We start from the raw sequence: 21349 nt of genomic DNA on the forward strand, positions 1-21349 counted from the left end.
AAGGAAAGCATTATAGACAATTTTATTTCCGCTTTCTCTATTCCTGAACAATCAACAGGCTGATTGCCAATCCGTATTAGAGTTTAAACATAAAATATTTGTAAGTCGGCTTAAAATAATGCATAGTTTTTGTACAGTTTTACAAAAGTCACAATAATAAGGCAGGGCTTATGGAAACGTCAGAGGATCTAAAACAATACAACCTGATCAGTTATATTCTTTATATTCTGGGGTTTTTTCTGGGTGTGACCCCATTTATAGCCATTATCATGAACTACATTAAACGTGATTGAAATGCGCGGCACCTGGCTGGAAAGTCATGTGGACTGGCAGATTAAAACCTTCTGGGTCAGTTTGCTGGGTTATATTGTTGGTGGTTTATTGACCGTCATATTGATCGGATTTCTAATCATCTTTCTGGTCTTTATCTGGCATATCTACCGCTTGGTCAAAGGGATGATTGCGCTGAATAATAATCAACCGATTCAGGCTTAAGCAATTGTAGAAATAGTATCAATATTACGGCCTTGCAACCCGCCGCTATGAATCACCAGCAGTCTAGATCCTGCTGGGAAATAATCTTTTTCAATCAAATCAAAGATGCCCATCAACATTTTAGCGGTATAGACCTGCTCTAGTGGAATTGCAAATTCGGTTTCAAAATCCCGAATAAACTGTATGAGGGCTGTGCTGGTTTTGGCATAGCCGCCACAGCAATAATCATCCAGAATAGTCCAGTTGGTTTTGCTGGTTAGTTGCGCGACTTCATCTTTTAAAAATGAGCCTTGCAGCGCTGAAAATCCTAAAACCTGCTGATGCGCCTGACTGGCTTCGATCAGACCGGTGATGGTTCCACCAGTGCCTACTGCGCAGCAAACCACATCAAATTGAGTATCTTGCGGGCTTAAAATTTCCTGACAGCCCTGAATGGCCAAAGCGTTGGTTCCACCTTCAGGAATGAGATAATGCTCAGGAAATTGTTGTGCGAGTTCGGCCAGATACTCAGGCTGTTGCTTGCGACGATAGTGTTCACGACTGACAAAATGTAGCTGCATCCCCAACTGCCGTGCGGTGGCTAAAGTCGGATTGAGTGGTCGATGGGCCAGCTCCTCACCCCGAATAATCCCCACACTCTGAAGACCAAACTGCTGTGCGGCAAATGCAGTGGCCGCAATATGATTGGAATACGCACCACCAAAGCTGAGAATCTGCCGATAACCCTGTCTTTGTGCTTCCAGAAAATTGTATTTCAGTTTAAAAAACTTGTTGCCTGAAATTTGCGGATGTACCAGATCCAGACGACGTATTGTTAAAATAATATCGTGAAAATTAATCTGTTGATCGGGAATATTTTGGGCAATCTCTGCAAACATAAAAATTAACACAGTCAGTTATTCGGCCATTATAGCGAAAGCAGTAAAGATCAGGGATTGAGAATAAGTCATTTTCAGGCATGAGATAAAAAATTGACGCAGAATGTCACAAATATTTTGCTGATTATTTAAGCAGGAATGCTAATCTAAGCATAGGAAACCCTTGAGGAGGGTAGAATAATGAAAATATTGTCCTATGCTGTTTTGGTTGGTGTAATGCTCAGTTTGTCGGGTTGTGATGATGCGATGAATAAACCTAAAACAGAGACCCGTACCATGATTATTGGTGGTGTACCGGTACATGATCAGGATTACCAACTGTTAGACACGCAATTCATTGCTCAGGATCAATTAAAACAGTAAGCCATTACAGTAACTAAAATTCCTGACCAATACTGAAATTTTTAAAGCAAATCATCCGGTTTTTGCTTAAAATAATCCTTCAATTTTTAAGTCAGGTTATCTCGTGGAATCATTCTGGATTTTAGGCTCAATTGCTGTTGCCCTGATGTTAGGTGCAATGAGTCCCGGGCCGACTTCTATTTATGTGGCAAAAAATTCAATTGCGATTTCACGTAAACATGGTTTATTTACTGCACTGGGAACTGGTCTAGGTGCAGCAATTTTCGGTTTGCTGGCAGTATTGGGTTTGCAGGCATTTTTGCTGGCTGTGCCTTCGGCTTATCTGGCCTTAAAAATTTGTGGGGGGCTATATTTACTTTGGCTGGCTTTTAAAATTATTAAGCATGCCAAAGATCCGATTGAGGCAGATTCGAGCATTACCAAACAGATGTCTTTACGTCGCGCTTTTACCACAGGTTTAATCACGCAGTTGTCGAATCCAAAAATTGCGATTGTGCTGGCCAGTATTTTTACCGCCTTATTACCAAAAGAAATTCCGAACTATTTCTACTTTGCTTTGCCCATTTTATGTTTTTTTATTGATGCTGGCTGGTGCTCACTGGTGGCCATTGCACTTTCTGCTGAAAAGCCGCGCCGTGTGTATTTAAAGTTTAAGGCATTGTTTGATCGGGCAGCAGGTGTGGTGATGACCGTGCTCGGATTAAAACTTATTTTCGGGATGAAATAGTTTCAACACTTGAAGTCATCATCCTTGGAAAGTGATCATTCTTACTAGCTTTCCAAGGGACAGCTGATCATTTGAACTTAATCTTTAAAATGCACGGGAATCCATTGATAGCTTTTAGCATCTTTAGAATAAACATGCCCAATTCCCGGAAATGGTAAATGTGGTGCTGCCACCGTCTGGCCATTCTTTGCATATTCCGCAAAATACTTTAAGCGGGTTTCAACCGCTTTTTTCGGATCGATATCAAAATCTATAGCGGTCTGTGGACGGTCAAACTGAATGGTATGGGAGTGTACAATATCCCCAATAAATATCATCTCCTGACCCTTGGATTTTAAGCTAAATCCAAAATGCCCCGGTGTATGCCCCGCTGAACTGATCACATCAAAACCATGGATTTTATCGCCAGCTTTAAAGGTCTTTAACTGACCTTTGGCCTGATAAGGTGCGATGGCTTTCTTGATTTTATCGACTGTACCCAAAAAACCGGCCTGTTTTGCTTTTGGTAATTTTTCTACACTTTTAGGATTCATCCAGAAATCCAGTTCGGCTCGCGATACATAAATATTCGCATTGGCAAAATTGGTGACGCCGTTATTACTGATGCCGCAAACATGATCAGGATGTAAATGCGTTAATAAGATCGTATTGACTTGCTCAGGCTTTTGTCCAGATGCCTGTAAATTTGAATAAATAGACCCAAAGTTTGGCCCATTACAGCTAGAAGCACCGCTATCCACCAAGACCAGTTCTTTGCCTGTATTTACCAGAAAGGCATTCACGGAGGTTTGGATGCCTTTAGCTTGATCGACGTAGTATTTTTTCAAGATTTGGTCGGCTTGGGCTGCTGGGATATCTTTAAATAAGGCTTTGGACAAATAATTGGTCCCATCTAGTAGGGCAGTAATCTGGTAATCCCCGAAGTTATGTTGATAATAACCGGGAACCTGTTTTTGTTGTTGGGTGCTAGAAACGGTTTGTGCATGGGGTTGAGAGATACCCGCCATTGAACCTAAAGCAAGCAGTGACATGACGAGAGAAGAGGTAAAGTATTTCATGGCTATTCTTATGTAATTAAAGTCAATTCTATTTATTAGCACGGATGCCAGCAAAAAAGAATATGAATATATTTACCATTTTTTTTAAATCGAAATGGCGATTTGGCATCTGTACTAAAAATTCAGTCTGAATCTGTATATTGATTTTTTGAAAGTTAAGAACCTGCTTTTTATTAAAATATTATTATAAATAAAATGCTTAGATATATTTCACTTTTTATGAAAAGCTCGTTAACATGGGGTATTACGAATAAGCTTTGGGTGTCGCGATGAGTTTTTGGAAAAGAAAAAACAATGCCAGCTTTGTATTTTTCATTATTACCTTATATTCACTACTGGGCTTTGGACTGGGCTATGTGATTTGGGAATTTGTGTTGCAAGGCTAAGTGACCCAGCAATAAAAAAGCCTCTAGAAATAGAGGCTTTTTTATTGCTTAAGCCTTTAAGCATAGATAGATTTAAGTAGTTTGTACTATCGAGTAGGGCGGTGATTTGGATATTACCAATTTGATGATGGTGGTAACCCGCGACTTATTTTGGGGCTTAGATGGTATTGGGTTCAGGAGCTTGAACAGGAGAGATAGTTACTGTGCTGAGGGTTAGAGTGATGAATAAGGGTTTTAAATTCATTATCAAATTTTTATTTTTTAAGTATTTGGTTTTGTTGGGGAATTACAAATATTTTGAAAGTATGTTAGCTTAATTATTAATATAAAACATTAGTAATGCTTTAATGGATACAGATGAATTTTCAAAGAGAGAATGGCTGCTAGTTATACTTCTTATTATGATTGTGCAATTCATTGTGCAATGTATTGCGTTTCTTTATGCTGGTAGTGGTTCAGCACTGAATTACATTTCCATTTCAGGAACAATTGTTTCAATAGTACTAGCCCTACTAGCAATTATTTATTCTTACTTCCAATCAGCTTCTCAGGTTAATACAAGCACATCTTTAAATACACAAATAGAAAAGCTAATTTCAATCGTAGATATAGTTAAAGAATCTAAAAGTGATTTTGCTAATGAGTTAAAAAACCTAGAAAATATTCGTGAAAATATTGAATCTAGTATAAATATTCAATTGAGCTCTCATTCAAAGGTTAATGAAATCTCAGAAGCATTAGATGTTCTTGTAGAAAATAATATTACAAATTATGCAGGAAATAATGGAGCAAATACTTTTTCGAAGCTAGTTTCAGAGGGTAATACTATAGTCCATTTAGTATTGTTAGTACTGCATGTATCTATAAAGGAAGGTATGCCATTCCGAAAAATTTTCCCTCAAATTGTTAACCCACTTATAGAAGATCTCAAAGAGGAATTAACGAGACAAAAAATTAGTGAGGAATTTTATCAGGGAGCTATAGTTGCAATATTAAATTTATTTGAAGCATTAGATTTTATTGAAGTAGAAAATGAATCATTAGTTCCTACTGTTAACAGTCAGATTGAAAAAGAGTTAGCTGATTTTTACGAGTTTATTACATCAAGAGAAGAAATGTTTTACAAAATTATCATAAATAGATTGAATCAAGTTAATGGTGAATAATAATGGCAATCATTAAATCTTACTTATTAGAAAATGTTGAATCATCATTGCAGTGTGATTTAAAGATAAAAAAACTTAATAAACTTCCAATGGATGTGAAATTAAGATATTTGGTACTTAAAACATTTATTGATGACAAACCGATTTTTTGTTGCTTGGCTGGTGGAAAAATGATTAATGGAGAACCACATTTGACACCACTAGGGGAAGCTACACTAGCAGCTTTATGTAATATTACATCTTCAAGTAAAGAAGTTCTAATTTTTCAAGAGGTTAAAATTGGACAAACCCCATTGAAAATTAAAGTTAAAAAATGGTTGAAGAAAGTACCACGTAATAGTGTAATTTGTTTTGTAGGTGATATGACAAAAGAGCTAGATGGTGTGCTATTACCTATTCTAAATCTCAAAGGGACTTTATCAGTATAAAATAAAAAAGCCCCTACATCAGTAGAGGCTTTTTCTTATTTTCGATCTTGATTTTAAGACACTTTATCACCCGGTTTAGCACCAGATTCAGGTGAAATCACCCAAACCCCTTCGCCATTACCCGCAGCTAAAACCATGCCGTTAGAAATACCAAAACGCATCTTACGTGGTGCAAGGTTCGCCACCATTACCACCAATTTGCCTTTTAAGTCTTCAGGTTGGTAGAACTCACGAATACCACTGAACACATTACGTGGTTCAGCTTCGCCTACATTTAAAGTCAATTGAAGAAGTTTGTCAGAACCTTCAACCGTTGCAGCTTCCAAAACCTCAGCCACACGCAGGTCAACTTTCATAAAATCATCAATATTAATAATTTCAGCTTCGCCGACTTTAGCTTCAGGCTTCGTCGATGCTTTCTTCTCTTTTTTCTTTTCCGTTTTTGCTGTTTCAGCAGGGGCAGCCAAAGAATCTTTAGACGCATCGACCATTGCGGCAACCGCTTTTGGATCTACACGTTGCATTAATGGTTGGAACAATGCAATTTCATGACCCAGCAGAATCGTTTCACGAGAAGCGAAGTTGAAAGATTCTAATTGCAAGAAATCTTGAACTTGTTGCGCCAGTGTTGGCAACACCGGAGCCAAATAAACAGCCAATTGACGGAACAGGTTAATACCGACAGAACATACGTCATGTACTTGTTGTTCCTGGCCTTCCTGCTTCGCCAGCGCCCAAGGCTTTTTCTCATCGATATATTGATTGGCTTTATCTGCAAGTGCCATGATTTCACGAATCGCAGCAGAGAACTCACGTGACTCATATTGCGCTGCGATTGAATCACCCGCATCAATGAAGCTTTGAACCAATTCAGGCTCTGCACAAGTTGCAGATAATTTATTGTCAAATTTAGTATTGATGAACTTCGCACAACGGCTGGCAATGTTGACCACTTTACCAACCAAGTCAGAATTTACTTTCTGCACAAAATCATCCAGATTCAAGTCAGAATCTTCAACTTTATCCGAAAGTTTCGACGCGAAGTAGTAGCGTAAATATTCAGGGTTTAAATGCTCTAAATAGGTTTCCGCTTTAATAAATGTGCCGCGAGATTTCGACATTTTCTGACCATTTACAGTCAAGAAACCGTTTACAAATAACCCTGATGGCGTACGGTAGTTAGCACCTTCTAGCATTGCCGGCCAGAACAGCGCATGGAAATACACAATGTCTTTACCAATGAAGTGATACACCTCATTTTTAGAATCTTTTTTCCAGTAGTCATCAAAGCTTAAATCAGGACGTTTGGTTTTGATATAGTTTTCAAAACTCGACATGTAGCCAATTGGCGCATCGACCCACACGTAAAAGTATTTGTTGGGTGCGTCTGGAATTTCAAAACCGAAATATGGCGCATCACGCGAAATATCCCAATCATTCAGGCCATTTTCAAACCATTCATCTAACTTGTTGGCAATCGAGACCGGTAAGCGGCCTTCATCACGTGTCCATTTTTGCAGGTATTCACCAAAATTCGGCAACTTAAAGAAGTAATGGTCAGATGATCTTTCGACGGGTGTTGCACCGCTTAAAGTCGAATGTGGGTTCAATAATTCGGTTGCATTATAAGTTGCACCGCAAACTTCACATGAATCGCCATATTGATCTTCTACTTTACATTTCGGGCAGGTGCCTTTAATGAAACGGTCGGAGAGGAACATGCCTTTTTCAGGATCGAAAAGCTGGGTGACAGGACGAACCGCGATATTGCCGGCATCACGGTTTTTGAGATAGATTTCAGATGCACGTGCACGGTTGGTATCGCTATGGGTAGAATCATAATGATCGAAGTGCACCGCAAAACCGTCAAAATCACGGATATGTTCTTTTTGCACATTGGCAATTTGTGCTTCCGGTGAAATTCCGTTGGCTTCAGCACGTAACATGATGGCTGTGCCGTGAGCATCGTCCGCGCAGACATAAGTCACATCATGACCCATTGCACGCATCGCACGTACCCAAATATCAGCTTGGATATAACCGAGTAGGTGACCCATATGAATCGGGCCATTGGCGTATGGAAGGGCGTTAGTGACTAAGATATTACGCACGGATATGACTCTCTCATTCGTATATTATGCAAGGTGGATGATTTTACCTGATGCAGGTCCGAATACAAAGCAATCCTTTAAGCGAATCAATTCCATTTCACCGGGAATTCGTGTCGAAAGGTCTTTGTATTTACAGAATGTCTTGGAAATGTAGATTTCCCTATATTGCGTTGCCAATAACAGTGATAATAGGCCATTGATCTAAAAGCTTTGAGCTAGAAAACCATGATTGACGAAGATGATTTTGATTTTGACCAACCTGTCACGCGTATTAAACAAAATGCAGCGAGTCAAAAACAGTTGGGCAGTCAGATTTTAAAAGATGCAGAAGCTTATCTTGAAGACATCTCGGCAGATGAACATACACTTTTAATCAAAAACTTATCGGGTTTAGTCGCGCAAGATGCTTATTTCCAAGTGCTGGCAGATCAGCTCGATCAACCGATTGGCGCAAAGTTTGCCAATGATGCTTTAAATTTGATGCATTTTTGGCCGGCCACTCACCAGTTTGAAGATATTGAGCAATTTAAGCTACTCGATATGATCAATAGCGAATATTTCCAAACTGAAATGCTGAAAGCCTTTGATGCCTTAGAGATTGATGAAGACATCAAAGCCAAGCGCCGTTTGGTGCTGCTTGAAAGCTTGAAAATGTACAAACTTGGCTTTTACAGCGGTTGTATTCCAAATGTCTATGCGCAGCTCGAAGGTATTTTGACAGATATCCTGATCAAAGCAGGTTTCCTCAAGCAAAATGGTACCAAGTTTGTCGATGTCTATAAAATCGTACCGGGTTTAAAAGGCAATGAAATTAAAAGCCTGTGGCATAAGTCTAAAATTGCGATTGAACTGAATCCGTATTTTGCTGAACTTGCTGCCTATAAAATGGATTCAAGCTCGAATGTGACCATGAGCCGTCATAACATGCTACATGGCACAGATGTCGACAACTTCAATCAAGCACGCAGCTTCATTCTGTTGATCTGGTTGTTCTCTGCGGTCAGCTTTATGAGCACCTTGCGTGTCTGACTTGAAATAATATCTCCTGATGCATTTGCATCCTATAAACATCTGCTGTGAATTGGCAACACTGACTCTTTGGCTTTGGACATTATGCTATGACGGCATTTGAATTGGGCAGCCAAAGAAAATGTGCTGACAGGCTTACCAAGCCAGACTTTGTCGAAACCCCAAGTAATCGATTGACTTGAATCGCCAGAATCCAAAAGAGTTGGATTATTGATCTTTGCAATACTGATTGGGCGCAGCTCATGCTACAGACTGCAAACAATAGCAACAACATGTACAGGCTTTGTTGCAGTTTGCTTACTGCGCCCGATTTGCCCCACGCTTTGTGCTAAAAAATGGCTGATTGTTTATATGATATGCCTAAGGAGGGTACCTCATGACTCAGCAGAACCAGAGCAATAGTTCAAAGCAAAATCAAGACAAAGAACAACATGAGAAACAATTAAATCAGAAAGCCAAAGAAGAGCAAAAGCAAAACCAGAATGATCAGAAGCACAATCAGTCGCATGATACACAAGATACAAAGCCACACCAGACTGATGAAAATTCTGATAGCAAACAAAACTCTAAAGATACAGGCGCTGACTCGGAATCGAAGGATGAAGCCTCTAAAGAGCAGCCATCTGATCAAAAAGATAATTCGAAAAATGAGCAATCAGATAACAAAACTGAAAGCTTTAAGATGGATGATTTAAAAGCGAAGGCCATTGCGATTGGTGAGGAGCTATTACAAAAAGGCGAAAAACTTCTGAATGAGCTAAAACATGGCAAGTCCAACGGTCAGAAAAATGATGATCAAGGTTCAGATGACGCAAAAAAGGCAAAAGCTGATCATAGCACTGAAGATAAATCATCGAATCAGTCAGATAAACAAAATGCTAAAGAAGCTCAGACCGATCAACAGGCAAGCATGGCCAATTTAAAAGATGAGGCTGTACATAAGTTTGAAGATACAAAACAGAAGATTACTGAGTTAGTCAGTGAAGCCTCTACCAAGCTGGGTGAGCTGAAACAGATGGCGGCTGATAGCATGAATAAAATGAAAGAAAATCAATCTCAGGGCAATGATTCTGATCAGCAAAAAGATGCCAAAGCTCAAAATTCAGAATCGAAATCAGGTCAGTCTGACAAGAGTGAATCTAAAGAAGATCAGGATAAAAATGCCAAGGATCAGCAGCACAAGTCTGAAAATAATAAAAATCATAAATAGACTGTGATTATTGTAGAGCCACTTTAATCAAAGAAGGTTAAAGTGGCTTGCTACACCTAAAATCAATAAAAATTCTTTTCACATCAAAAAGAATCCAGTTGGCTTTACTTTGATTGATTCACTTTTAGCATGCCTATCCGCTACAATCCAACAAAACCAAGTAAAATGGTTGGAAATTGCAGATATCTCCTCGATCTTCTCGGCAGAGTGCTTAACCTTAAGCGAAAACCCCGTTAAACTATGCCATTCGGATATCTATCTATAGTTTTGGAGTAACCTATGTCGTGGCTTTCTTCGCTCAAATCGGTCTTTTCACCTTCGCAGGAGGTGAACGAAGAAGCTGTGCAAAAAGTATTGCAAAACTATCTGTTGCCAAATTCAAATGATCCGCTCAAACAGCGTATTACTCAGGTCAATGTTCAAGCTGAGATCCTACAAATCACCTTAAATACTTATCCTGAAGAAAAACAAGATCTGCAACAAATCCATGATGAACTGGCGCAAGCTTTGCAAAAATGTGGTATTCAAGAACTGAATATGCATGTGATTCAGCAAAAAACTGGGTCTAAAAGTCATAAATCGGATGGCTGCGGGCATAAGCATGCCAAAGGTGAAAGCTGTTCCAGTCAGCCTAAAGCAGAAGCAAAACCCAATCTTCCCCCTGTGGTGGATGCCTCCGCCCAGCCTGCAAAACAAGAAGAAGCTGATCCCAATAATCCACCGATTCAAAAAGCTGCACCTCAGCAACGTGATGTACCAAAACATCCACGTATTCAAAATGTGATTCTGGTGTCATCCGGCAAGGGCGGTGTAGGTAAATCGACGACTACAGTGAATCTGGCACTGGCTCTGCAAAAATTAGGCTTAAAGGTCGGTGTGCTGGATGCCGATATTTATGGTCCGAGTATTCCGACCATGCTCGGTAATGCGGGCAAAACGCCGATGATCGAAGCGGAACAGTTTGTCCCTATCGAAGCCTATGGAATGGCAGTGTTATCGATTGGCCATTTAACTGGTGATCACAATACTCCAGTGGCTTGGCGTGGACCGAAAGCCACCGGTGCATTGATGCAATTATTTAACCAGACCTTATGGCCAGATCTTGATGTTCTGATGATTGATATGCCACCCGGTACAGGTGACATTCAGTTGACATTGGCACAGCGCATTCCGGTAACCGGTGCAGTGATTGTCACCACACCACAAAACGTGGCCCTACTTGATGCGACCAAAGGCATTGAACTGTTTAACCGTGTGCAAATTCCGATCATGGGCGTGATTGAAAATATGTCGACTCATATCTGTTCAAATTGTGGTTTTGAAGAGCAGATTTTTGGCACAGGCGGTGGAGATAAGCTGTCTGAGCAATATCATATTCCATTATTAGGTCGCTTACCTTTAGACGCGAAAATTCGTGAAAATGCCGATGCTGGCACACCTTCAGTCATTGCCGGAGATGATGCAGCCGAAAGCTATATGCTGATTGCAGAAAAAATTGCAGCGCAGCTACCTAAGGCCGAAAAAGATCAGAGCCGAATTTTCTAATTGACCCATTAAATAGAGAGTTCACATATTTAAGCCCTAATTCAAGTTAGGGCTTTTTTATTAATAATTCACGGAAATAAACAGCTTTAAATTAAGAAAATTGACTGAAATGACTGTTGCGTATTGGTTCCCAAAATGGTTTCAAGTGATTGAATTAAATTGATTTAATTCAGTGTGAATTCTGATTATATGTTCTCTTACAATTATTTTTTTGCAGCATTGACCGAACTATTCTATGCTACGCGGATTAGAGCGAGGTCAAACTATGATTTCATGGTTTTTTATTGGTTTAGTGGCAACCATTCTTTTAACACCAGGCCCAACCAATACCTTATTGGCATCTTCAGGCATACAGGTCGGATTTAAAAAAACATTTCGTTTAATTCCTGCTGAAGCCTTTGGCTATCTGATTGCCATTAGCTTTTGGGGCATTCTGATCGGAAAAATTTCCGTTCATCTTCCGCTTTTGCCGACCATTCTCAAGCTGTTTAGTGCCGGCTATATCCTTTTTCTGGCTGTGAAATTATGGCGCACGGCAGAACTCAGTGAAAATTTTGAAAATGTCTCGATTCGTGCACGAGAACTATTTCTGGCAACCTTGTTAAATCCTAAAGCACTTTTATTTGCTTCAGCGATCTTTCCGGTGATTGTCTGGAAAAGCAGTCAGCACTATGTGACTCATATGTTAGTATTCCTGGTTTTGCTGATTCCGATTGCATTCTTCTGGACTTTCCTCGGCTCAATACTGGCCAGAAAAAACAGTCGCTGGCTCAATCAAAAAAACCTGCAAAAAACCGCATCACTGGTGTTAATGAGCTTTTCGATTCCTTTAAGCTATTCTGCACTTTTAAGTTTATAAGCTGATATCTATCAGCAATTTTTTATCCACTGTGGCTGCAAGCGCTTCACTTATTTTCATTGGGGGCAATTTCAGTTAAAGTACGTCGCAATAACTTGTTTTTAAGATTTTTGGATTATATCAATGGCAATTAAGTCTGATCGTTGGATTCGCGAAATGAGCGAAAAACACGGCATGATTGAACCGTATGCAGAAAACCAGGTACGTTTGGATGAAAATGGTCAAAAGCTGATTTCGTATGGCGTATCGAGCTATGGTTATGACGTGCGTTGTGCACGGGAATTTAAAGTATTTACCAATGTGCATTCTGCAATTGTCGATCCGAAGAACTTTGATGAACGCAGCTTTATTGATATTGAATCGGATGTTTGTATTATTCCACCGAACTCATTTGCATTGGCCCGTACCATCGAGTATTTCCGTATTCCACGTAATGTACTGACGGTTTGCCTGGGCAAGTCGACTTATGCGCGTTGCGGTATCATTGTCAACGTCACTCCGCTTGAGCCAGAGTGGGAAGGTCATGTAACTTTAGAGTTCTCAAATACCACCAACCTTCCTGCGCGTATTTATGCAGGGGAAGGTGTCGCACAAATGCTATTTTTTGAGTCTGATGAAGTGTGTGAAACGTCATATAAAGATCGTGGCGGAAAATATCAAGGCCAAACTGGCGTTACTTTGCCGAAGACCTAAGCAGTTTAAAATATTGAATAACGGGACTATATGTCCCGTTTATTTTTTTGAGATTTTCATTCATCGGAAACTCAGGTTTTTACTTCAATTGACTTTGGCATCTGTATTAAAAGTCAGCATAATAGATTCCGAATAACCATAAAAAAGATGCAATGCATCATAAAAAACAAAATGTAGCGGCTGGGAAGCTGAAACATAAAGATGCGGAGCATCGGATAAAAAGGAAAGAGTGAGATGACTCAGATAAAAGATCTATTTAAATTTCGCAAAAATTATTTAGCAATGACAATTGGTTTAATCCTGTTGCCTTCTGCGCATGCGATGCAGGAATTATCAGATTCTTCTCTTTCTGACACCACGGGTGAGGGGGTTGCGCTCGTACTTGATGATTTTAAAATGGTGTTTCAAGGCCCTAAAGATATTTCTGCTGGTTCCAGTTATGCCAGAGGTATTGAAAATCCGGGACAGGCGGATACAGGTTTTATTCGCATTATTCCAACTGGTGAAAACTATGAAAAGCTAGGGGAGCGTTTATACGATAAAGTTTATAGCAATACTTACCATAATGCTTATCTAGCTGAACGTGCGAGAATCTATAACCATGTATATGGAGATACGTATGCATCAAGCCGAGATGCTTATATTACAGACAATCGCACCCGCGTAGCGAGTGAAATTACAGCTGAATATGCTGCTAGCTATCGTGGTAGTCTAGTCCAACAATATCTCGATTCACCAATTATGAAACAGTATTATGATCAGCGTTATGCTGATTATTATAATGGTAGTTCAGCTGGCTTGAATTTTGTAAATGATGGTACAACAAAAGAGTCAATTACCCCATGGTTAACTGATCGGTCGAAAGCAGCTGCACTTAAAAATACTCTGGAAATGATTGAATTGTTATACGGAAATAATTATGCAGCGAATCTTCCAAATTCACCTTTTTACCAAAGTTTTAAACAGCAGTTTCCAAGCTATGTTCGTGCAAATGTCATTAAAAATACAGTAGATAGTCAGCTTGCAGCCAAGACCACTGAAATGCTAAATCAGTTGGCTGCAGATTATGCGAAAGAACAGGCAACAACAGCCAGTAATACCGTGCATGATGAAGTTGTACGAAATGCAATAAATATGGCAAAAGCTGCTGCACAAAATGCCAATATTGGAAGCCTGCGTACCAAGGCAGATGTTTTCATTTATGGTCTGGCATTATCAAAAAGTGATGACTCGCTGAGCACGCGATACAGTAATCAGGGTTTTAGTTGGGGATCTGCAGATAATCCTTGGTTATTCCGGGCAGGAACTGAAAGCGTCAAACAGTTTAAGGACGCTGCTAAAGATGTAGGCTATATTGCTCTAGAAGCGCCTCTTGCCAAGATTGCTCCAGATGAAAGTGATAATAATATTAAATTGGGGTTTTGGAGTGATATTTTTGCACGTGAGCTTAATTCCTCTAATGTTGTCGATCCTATAACAGGTGGGCCCACTTCAGGGCTTGATACAAATTACCGATTAAGAACGCAATTTGTTGCCAATGGTCTCAGTTTAAATGGTTCGCAAGTTCGGTTATTCCAAACCTTGGAATCGGATAATAAGGACTATAATCAAACTTTAGGAATGGCAAGTATCGTTCGTTTAAATACCAATGATCGGCCAGAAACTCTAAGCAGTAGCGATAGCAATCTTAACAGTAAAGGTATTCGTCTAAGTACCGCAGCAAAAACAGATGCACTTGATGGTAATGTCCCGACCCCAGCCTTAAACGGAAGTGCTGCTCCCATATTTCATGATTCTGAGGGTTTATATTTATATAGTCCAAATATTAACCTGGTGCTCGGTAATATGTATCAGCCTTTTGTGGTCGGTTCAGAAGGCAATAATATTATTTTAGAAGTGACACGTATTCCAAATATTCCTGCTATCTATAATCAAATTTATCAGAATTATGGGGGTGGACTAGGAGAATCTGATTTAAAAGGTTCAACCTGTAATGTCTATAGTTGTGGTACGCCGATTAAAAATAATGCTTCAGATGCGACCGTGCTTTATCAAGGCCGTAACGCCACTCACAGTAGTATTTCAATAGGGACTACAGAGCGTATCCCAGGAACAAATTTGCTGCGCGCCAAAGATGGCCCCAACTCCACGGGAGTCGTATTCAAGAGTACTGATGGTATAAGTAAGAATTTTGGGTCTGCAGTCATTGATGGCGTACTGATTCAGCATTTAAAAATTAGAACAACTGGTCTGTAAGGGAGTATAAAAATGTCCAAATTATTGACCCTCTGCGCATTGATATGTACCTCTATGCTCAGTCAAGCCGGATTGGAAGTCCTTAATCAGCAAGAGTTAACTGAGACAGTAGGACAGGGCGGAGCAGACCTTAACTGGACTTTATCCTTAAATCATATTTACGCCACAGATTTAACCAAAGATACAATTTCTCGACTTGATGGAAATGATAATCCACTAGAAGTATTTTATGTTTTAGATCCGACAACATGTGGTGCAACAAAACAGTTTTGCCGTTTGGCAATAGCCCCAAATAATCATGTCGATGCCAATGGGAATAAAAAATGGTTAGTATTTAAAGGTATTCAGGGCACGATTCAGATTGACAAGTTTTCTATCGATGGAACAACCATCATTAATCATCGTAATGAACCGCAAACAGCGATGAAAGTCAGCTTTTATGATGACAAACCTTTGAAAATCAGAAACTTGGGTTTCAGTACAGTGTCGATTGAAACGGGTACAGGGGGTGGTGCACTAGAAGGTTATGCCAATACAGGTACTTATGACACTTATACAGCACGCACCTATAATACCGAAGGCGGTTTTTCTACCTCGACACAAGATGTGCCTTCATTTGATAAGGGGGCTGAAAAAGGTTTTATGGGATTGAATATTCATGGAAATCTGCATATGTCCGGTAATTTGAAAATATTTGGTTATAACTGTACAGGTGGGGCACAAAGTCGTTGTTAATTGCAGCGTCAAGTACAGCATAAGGATATAAAAATGAAAAAAACAACAATAAAGTTGAAGTTACTAACAGTATGCATGTGTCTTATACAGCAAGCTTATGCACTTGAAACCATTGAAGAGCAGGAATTGAGCGAAGTCACTGGACAAGATGGTATGGTGATTACTCATGAAATTTCTAAAGCCAACATTGCTCAAGTCAATTGGTATGATCCCAATCCAGATGCCAGTACTAAAATGGGTTTAGGTCTACATAATGTTGAAATTATTGGAAAAGATAATAAGCCAATTATTAGTCAACTTGAAATAGATGTAGGTGCTACTTCACAAGGGGCAGGACTTCGGCTTGCTGCAAGTGTTTCACCATTTCAAGCCACTGCAGATTTAAAACTGGTAAAGACAGCCTGTACGACCAATCCATGTAGCCAGTCTGCGAATAGTATTCGGACTGCTGGCGTACAATCTAGTCAAAGTCTAGGTGCATTAGGGATTAGTACCTCTACGCCGCTTAGTGTTCTATTACAAACTACTGCAGGTTTATTTAATAAAGAGGCAATTGCCAGTATTGACTTTCAACTTAAAAATGCCACCATTAGTCATAAATTAGGTGAAAATAGCCTGATTTTAAATGACTTTAACTTTAATTTTGCGGGTCAAGGCTATATGTACATTGACCCCAATGAAGGTGTTGTACTCACTACCCGAAATGGCAATCAAGACCATTACGTGGATTTAAAACGTGTTGAAGATACCACTGATATTGCTATTGGCCGGGTTAATCCGACCAATCCTGGCGTTAATATTGACTTGCGTTATAACACGCCAAATAACGAACGTAAAAATATTATGCGTCTTGGGGCTTCAGGTGCGGTGACCAATGCCAGATTATCCATGAATGCCGATCAAACCCAGATTGGTACTTTTGATGTAAGTAACAAGTTAAATGGTGTTTTACAGCGTCAAGACAAAACTGCAGCAGGATATAGCGATCTGGTGGGTGAAGGGGGGTTGCATCTGGGCTTATCTGCCGACTTTACTGGTGCTGCTAGTGGTCACCCAAGCAACATCGTGCCTACCGTGCTTGAAATTGGTCATACTGGCCATGGAAGCTATGCAGTCCAATTCTCCAATATTAGGCCCCTGACAACACGGAATGCTGATGAAAATTTACATGGTAAAAATGCCTATATCGATTTTGGTGATATTTATATAAATACTATTACGGCTAAAAGTCTCGATTTTATCATCAATGAAAATATGCGAAAAACCTTGGGGCATAGTAGTGATGTACTGAAACAGACATTGAGTACAGCAGGAGATGGAGAGGATTTTGCTTTTATTGCAGTACGAGGAATGGACTTTCAGGCAATTGCTGCGAAAGCACGTTTTATTTCAGATAACTCCTTGACAGAACTTGGTGGGGATGGCGGTTCATGGGGGATTGGTATTCCTATTTATAATTTAAATGCCAATGTCGCGTTGTCTGGAACAACTTATGGAACAGATAATAAGCAGGCAATTGCTTATAACATCATGGCCTCTACTGAAGGATACGGGGTCGACAAGAAAACCGGTTTGCCAAGTACAACTTCAATTATATTGATTGATGGTCAGGACGGTGTACAGGGTGAAGCTGTTAACTATTATGCAGGCTTTAGAAATATCGATGCTTTGATTAAATCTGAAGGGATTATTGGCTATGAAGATGAAGGGATTTATATTCGTGCCGATAAATTACTGATTGCAGCAAAAGCAGAGCTCGCAATGGGGCAATTACCAGGATCTAAATATAACTGTAGCACTGCATCAGTCAGTAAATGCGGAGGCTATGTGCCTCACGATAACTTTTCTAAACGTGATGATGTACTGACCAATATTGCCTTTAAGCTCGATGGAAATGGTGAGCTTCTGATTATTCCTGGGGTAGATCCAACCGCAAGTTCACCAGATACCAACTTTTTGTCATTTGATGCAAACTTTAAATTTAGGCCACTCACATCAGAAGAAAGTGCAGATAAAGCTAATCTGGGTAGCTACTTCAGTATCTCCAATGAAGATATTGATTTAACAACAGAAGCATTAAACGTTTCTTCGATCAACTTTAACCGGATGGAAGGTCATTTGGGTGTTAATGGGAAAGTTCGTGTCAGTGCTGATACCGTAACGTTGGATAATCAGGTCAAACTCAATTATGAAAATAATATCGCGACACCATTTAAAACCAATTTTGCGATGGCGACCAATGGCAATATGCAAAACATGGCAAGTATTGCACTGACTGGTGGCACTATTCGTAGCACGCTGGGAATCACACCACGCTAAATTCAGGATGAGAAAAATGAAAAAAATAATATTAAAGAGTCTAGTTGCGGCGATGGTGGGATTGAGTGGTCATGTATCTGCATTAACCTCATTAGAAGATCAGGAGCTTTCAAATATTAATGGACAAGCTTTATTGTCAATGGAGGTTCAGGCCGGATTTAACCAAGTTGATAATTTGGGAGAGGCATATGACCAGAGAAATATCTCATTTTATAAATTGGGTCTAGAAGCTGAAATGGAAATTAATGCCAATATTAAAAAACTGCAACTTGGTTGTGGAGGAATTAATGGTGCAACTGGTTGTGATATTGATATTGATCATATTTCCTTAAGTGGTAATTCTGCAAATGGAATGGATCGTGCTGCGACCTCTGCTTTGATTACTAATCCTTTTGTTCAATTTGCTATAAAAAATCCAAATCAGGCATCTACACGTGAAGTTTTGGGTTTCCGTTTAAGTGCAGAAAAGATTTCAGGTCTACTGACTATGGGTACAGAAAATACGGCCACACCAAATGGTATTAATAGTTTTAGTGGATATATGAAGACTAAAGAAGCCAAAGGAACAGCTGTAACTAATCCAAGAACAATGACCTATGCATCAACTGGCAATAAATATATTGAAGGTGCTGTTACGGGAACAATATTGGGGCAGGATCTGGAACTTCATTATAAATCGAATGATTATACTTTTAATTTAACAAGTACCAATGCGCCATTTGTGATTCCAGCCACTATAGTTTCAGGAACACGAATGAGTGAAGTTAAATTAAAGGGGACTGGTACAGTTGACAGAATTGATTTTAGTGGCCCATTAAAGGCCATTTTAAAGCCACTGGATTTATTTGAGCTTACACTGGATAAACAAATTACAGGCTATATGACAGGCCTTAGAACAGATATTACAGTGGATCAAGATCTTGGCTTAATCCATGCATTGTATTTGAATAACCCAGCATCTTTATCATTACAATCGCAAAAAATACTTTGGCCGGGTGCTGCCGTTGCTGCTAATCAAGGTTGGTGGATGGCAATCGAGGATGAGGTAAATCTTGGTGATATTAGTCCAAATAAAGGTGTGGATATTACTAATGCGGTATTAGCACAAACCATTGCAGGGATTAATCATGATTTAACATCAAAACCCAGAGCATGTGGAAGTCTTTTGAATTGTGTATTTGATGGAGCTTTAGATGTGAAAGAAATTAAAAACCCGGCACTTCTTGATTTTCCTTTGAAAAATTTAGAGCTTAAAGGCCAGAACTTTCAACCGAACTGCTTCGGTGGACATAAATTCTGTTAAGTTAAAAAGAATAAAAAATCCCGCACTTGACGGGATTTTTTTATTAAGAAAGCAAAATTATTTCGCGATTTTAGCCAACAACTCTTCTTTGGAAATATTTACAGATTCAGCATCACGGCGACCTTTATATTCAAAAGTACCTGCATCCAAGCCTTTTTCACCAATCACAATACGGTGTGGAATACCGGTCAACTCAAGGTCAGAAAATTTAACGCCTGGACGTTCGTTACGATCATCTAGAATTACGTCATAACCCGCAGCAGTGAGTTCAGCATAAAGCGCTTCAGCTGCTTCTACTGTGCGTGGTGATTTATGTGCATTCATCGGTACAATGGCCACTTCAAACGGGGCAATGGCAGTTGGCCAAATAATGCCTTTCTCGTCAAAGTTTTGTTCAATGGCAGACGCAACCACACGTGTTACCCCAATACCATAGCAACCCATGGTCACAGTGAATGGTTTGCCATCTTCACCCAAGACTTTACAGCCCAATGCTTCAGAGTATTTCTGACCCAACTGGAAGATATGACCCACTTCGATACCACGTTTGATTTGCAGTGTACCTTTGCCATCTGGAGAAGGGTCACCTTCAACTACATTACGCAAGTCATAAACTTCAGTGAACTGTGCATCACGTTCCCAGTTTATGCCGGTTGCATGCTTGTCAGCTGTATTAGCACCTGCAACAAAGTCAGACAATACTGATGCTGCACGGTCAACAATGACGGTGACACCTTTTTCAACCAGACCTTGTGGGCCTACAAAACCAGCTGTCAAGCCAAGTGCTGCGATTTGCTCTTCGGTTGCAAAAGTGAGTGGAGCTGCAATTTGTGCATGCTTCTCGGCTTTAATTTCATTCAGTTCGTGATCGCCACGAAGGAATAAAGCAACCACAGGAACAGAACCATCCTCTTTTGCAATGCCTTGAACAAGCAATGCTTTTACTGAGTGAGCTGGATCCGTGCCCAAGAAGGCAGATACATCCGCAATGGTTTTTTGATTTGGCGTATCAACCAGTTTAAGTTCTTGAGTTGGTGCCGCACGTTCGCCGACCAGAACGGCTTCAGCCATTTCAATATTGGCGGCGTAGTCTGATTCGGTCGAAAATGCGATATCATCTTCACCGCTTGAAGCCAGTACATGGAATTCGTGTGAACCTGAACCACCAATCGAACCGGTATCTGCTTGAACCGGACGGAAATCTAAACCAAGACGAGTAAAGATTTTGCAGTAGGCTGCATACATGTCGTCGTAGGTTTGTTGCAATGATTCCTGATTGGCATGGAAAGAGTAGGCATCTTTCATGATGAATTCACGTGAACGCATTACCCCAAAACGCGGACGAATTTCGTCACGGAATTTGGTTTGCACCTGATAGAAGTTGGCAGGGAGCTGCTTATAACTTTTTAGTTCATTGCGTGCTAAATCAGTGATGACTTCTTCATGGGTTGGACCCAGTACAAACGGGTTACCGTGGCGGTCATTGAAACGTAACAGTTCAGGACCGTATTGTACATAACGACCTGATTCTTCCCATAAAGACGCAGGTTGAGTCACCGGCATATAGACCTGAAGTGAACCGACCTTGTCCATTTCTTCGCGAACGATCGCTTCAACTTTATTTAATACGCGAACGCCCATCGGCAGCCAGGTGTACAGACCTGAAGCCAACTTACGAATCATACCGGCACGAAGCATCAACTGATGGGAAATAACCTCAGCATCGTTCGGGGTTTCTCTTAACGTTGCAAATAAAAAGCGACTCGCGCGCATGGAAACTGTCCTAAA

The 21349-nt window shown here is 40.1% G+C and carries 18 protein-coding genes and 1 pseudogene; 15 read left to right on the forward strand and 4 right to left on the reverse strand.

Features of this window, described 5'->3' with window-relative positions; all coding sequences use genetic code 11:
- The first annotated feature begins 170 nt into the window (after positions 1 to 170).
- A pseudogene (locus tag FTV29_RS08550) lies at positions 171 to 495 on the forward strand (DUF4870 family protein).
- On the opposite strand, the gene FTV29_RS08555 reads toward FTV29_RS08550, so the two are convergent.
- The gene (locus FTV29_RS08555; protein ID WP_180075362.1) at positions 492 to 1373 is read right to left on the reverse strand and encodes a 1-aminocyclopropane-1-carboxylate deaminase/D-cysteine desulfhydrase; all 882 of its coding nucleotides are present in this window, start codon (positions 1371 to 1373) and stop codon (positions 492 to 494) included. The pseudogene FTV29_RS08550 and the gene FTV29_RS08555 sit on opposite strands and share 4 nt — an antisense overlap.
- A gap of 180 nt (positions 1374 to 1553) precedes the next feature.
- On the opposite strand from FTV29_RS08555, the gene FTV29_RS08560 reads away from it, so the two are divergent.
- Entirely contained in the window at positions 1554 to 1736 is a 183-nt protein-coding gene (locus tag FTV29_RS08560) for an NF038215 family lipoprotein (RefSeq protein WP_005169654.1), read from the forward strand.
- Between the two features lie 103 nt (positions 1737 to 1839).
- The gene (locus FTV29_RS08565; RefSeq protein WP_180075363.1) at positions 1840 to 2463 is read left to right on the forward strand and encodes a LysE family translocator; all 624 of its coding nucleotides are present in this window, start codon (positions 1840 to 1842) and stop codon (positions 2461 to 2463) included.
- Positions 2464 to 2540: 77 nt separating this feature from the next.
- Here the strand turns inward: FTV29_RS08565 and FTV29_RS08570 are convergent, their stop codons facing one another.
- Positions 2541 to 3521 carry an MBL fold metallo-hydrolase gene (locus FTV29_RS08570; RefSeq protein WP_180075364.1) on the reverse strand — a complete coding sequence of 327 codons (981 nt, stop codon included), beginning with the start codon at positions 3519 to 3521 and terminating at the stop codon, positions 2541 to 2543.
- 269 nt (positions 3522 to 3790) lie between these two features.
- Here FTV29_RS08570 and FTV29_RS15300 point away from each other — a divergent pair, with 269 nt between their 5' ends.
- The 3 genes from FTV29_RS15300 (at position 3791) to FTV29_RS08580 (ending at position 5501) form a co-directional block, all read left to right on the forward strand.
- The gene (locus FTV29_RS15300; RefSeq protein ID WP_086044934.1) at positions 3791 to 3907 is read left to right on the forward strand and encodes a hypothetical protein; all 117 of its coding nucleotides are present in this window, start codon (positions 3791 to 3793) and stop codon (positions 3905 to 3907) included.
- Positions 3908 to 4254: 347 nt separating this feature from the next.
- On the forward strand, positions 4255 to 5073 hold the full coding sequence (locus FTV29_RS08575) for a hypothetical protein (RefSeq protein ID WP_257224497.1): 819 nt from the start codon (positions 4255 to 4257) through the stop codon (positions 5071 to 5073).
- 2 nt (positions 5074 to 5075) lie between these two features.
- Positions 5076 to 5501, forward strand: a complete 426-nt coding sequence (locus FTV29_RS08580; RefSeq protein ID WP_180075365.1) for a hypothetical protein — start codon at positions 5076 to 5078, stop codon at positions 5499 to 5501.
- Between the two features lie 53 nt (positions 5502 to 5554).
- Here FTV29_RS08580 and metG read toward each other — a convergent pair whose 3' ends face one another.
- Positions 5555 to 7612 (reverse strand): methionine--tRNA ligase, encoded by a 2058-nt coding sequence (gene metG / locus FTV29_RS08585; protein WP_180075366.1) that lies wholly within the window; start codon positions 7610 to 7612, stop codon positions 5555 to 5557.
- Between the two features lie 225 nt (positions 7613 to 7837).
- Between metG and FTV29_RS08590 the strand changes: the two genes are divergently transcribed.
- From FTV29_RS08590 to FTV29_RS08630, 9 genes are all read left to right on the forward strand, one after another.
- The gene (locus tag FTV29_RS08590; RefSeq protein WP_159516134.1) at positions 7838 to 8641 is read left to right on the forward strand and encodes a hypothetical protein; all 804 of its coding nucleotides are present in this window, start codon (positions 7838 to 7840) and stop codon (positions 8639 to 8641) included.
- Positions 8642 to 9017: 376 nt separating this feature from the next.
- A complete protein-coding gene (locus FTV29_RS08595; RefSeq protein ID WP_005097864.1) occupies positions 9018 to 9851 on the forward strand; it encodes a hypothetical protein in 834 nt (277 codons plus the stop codon).
- Between the two features lie 279 nt (positions 9852 to 10130).
- Positions 10131 to 11396, forward strand: a complete 1266-nt coding sequence (apbC, locus tag FTV29_RS08600; RefSeq protein WP_180075367.1) for an iron-sulfur cluster carrier protein ApbC — start codon at positions 10131 to 10133, stop codon at positions 11394 to 11396.
- A gap of 265 nt (positions 11397 to 11661) precedes the next feature.
- Positions 11662 to 12255, forward strand: a complete 594-nt coding sequence (locus FTV29_RS08605) for a LysE family translocator (RefSeq protein ID WP_100329137.1) — start codon at positions 11662 to 11664, stop codon at positions 12253 to 12255.
- Between the two features lie 123 nt (positions 12256 to 12378).
- A complete protein-coding gene (gene dcd / locus FTV29_RS08610; protein WP_004280726.1) occupies positions 12379 to 12948 on the forward strand; it encodes a dCTP deaminase in 570 nt (189 codons plus the stop codon).
- 234 nt (positions 12949 to 13182) lie between these two features.
- Complete coding sequence (locus FTV29_RS08615) at positions 13183 to 15204, forward strand: hypothetical protein (RefSeq protein ID WP_159138282.1); 2022 nt, start codon at positions 13183 to 13185, stop codon at positions 15202 to 15204.
- 12 nt (positions 15205 to 15216) lie between these two features.
- On the forward strand, positions 15217 to 15939 hold the full coding sequence (locus FTV29_RS08620) for a hypothetical protein (protein WP_180075368.1): 723 nt from the start codon (positions 15217 to 15219) through the stop codon (positions 15937 to 15939).
- 33 nt (positions 15940 to 15972) lie between these two features.
- Entirely contained in the window at positions 15973 to 18258 is a 2286-nt protein-coding gene (locus FTV29_RS08625) for a DUF6160 family protein (RefSeq protein WP_180075369.1), read from the forward strand.
- 16 nt (positions 18259 to 18274) lie between these two features.
- A complete protein-coding gene (locus FTV29_RS08630) occupies positions 18275 to 19561 on the forward strand; it encodes a hypothetical protein (RefSeq protein ID WP_159516130.1) in 1287 nt (428 codons plus the stop codon).
- Between the two features lie 57 nt (positions 19562 to 19618).
- On the opposite strand, the gene FTV29_RS08635 is transcribed toward FTV29_RS08630, so the two are convergent.
- The gene (locus tag FTV29_RS08635) at positions 19619 to 21334 is read right to left on the reverse strand and encodes a proline--tRNA ligase (RefSeq protein WP_159138278.1); all 1716 of its coding nucleotides are present in this window, start codon (positions 21332 to 21334) and stop codon (positions 19619 to 19621) included.
- Between the last annotated feature and the right edge of the window lie 15 nt (positions 21335 to 21349).

It is taken from the genome of Acinetobacter sp. YH12254, from assembly GCF_013417415.1.
GTDB classification, from domain to species: domain Bacteria; phylum Pseudomonadota; class Gammaproteobacteria; order Pseudomonadales; family Moraxellaceae; genus Acinetobacter; species Acinetobacter pseudolwoffii.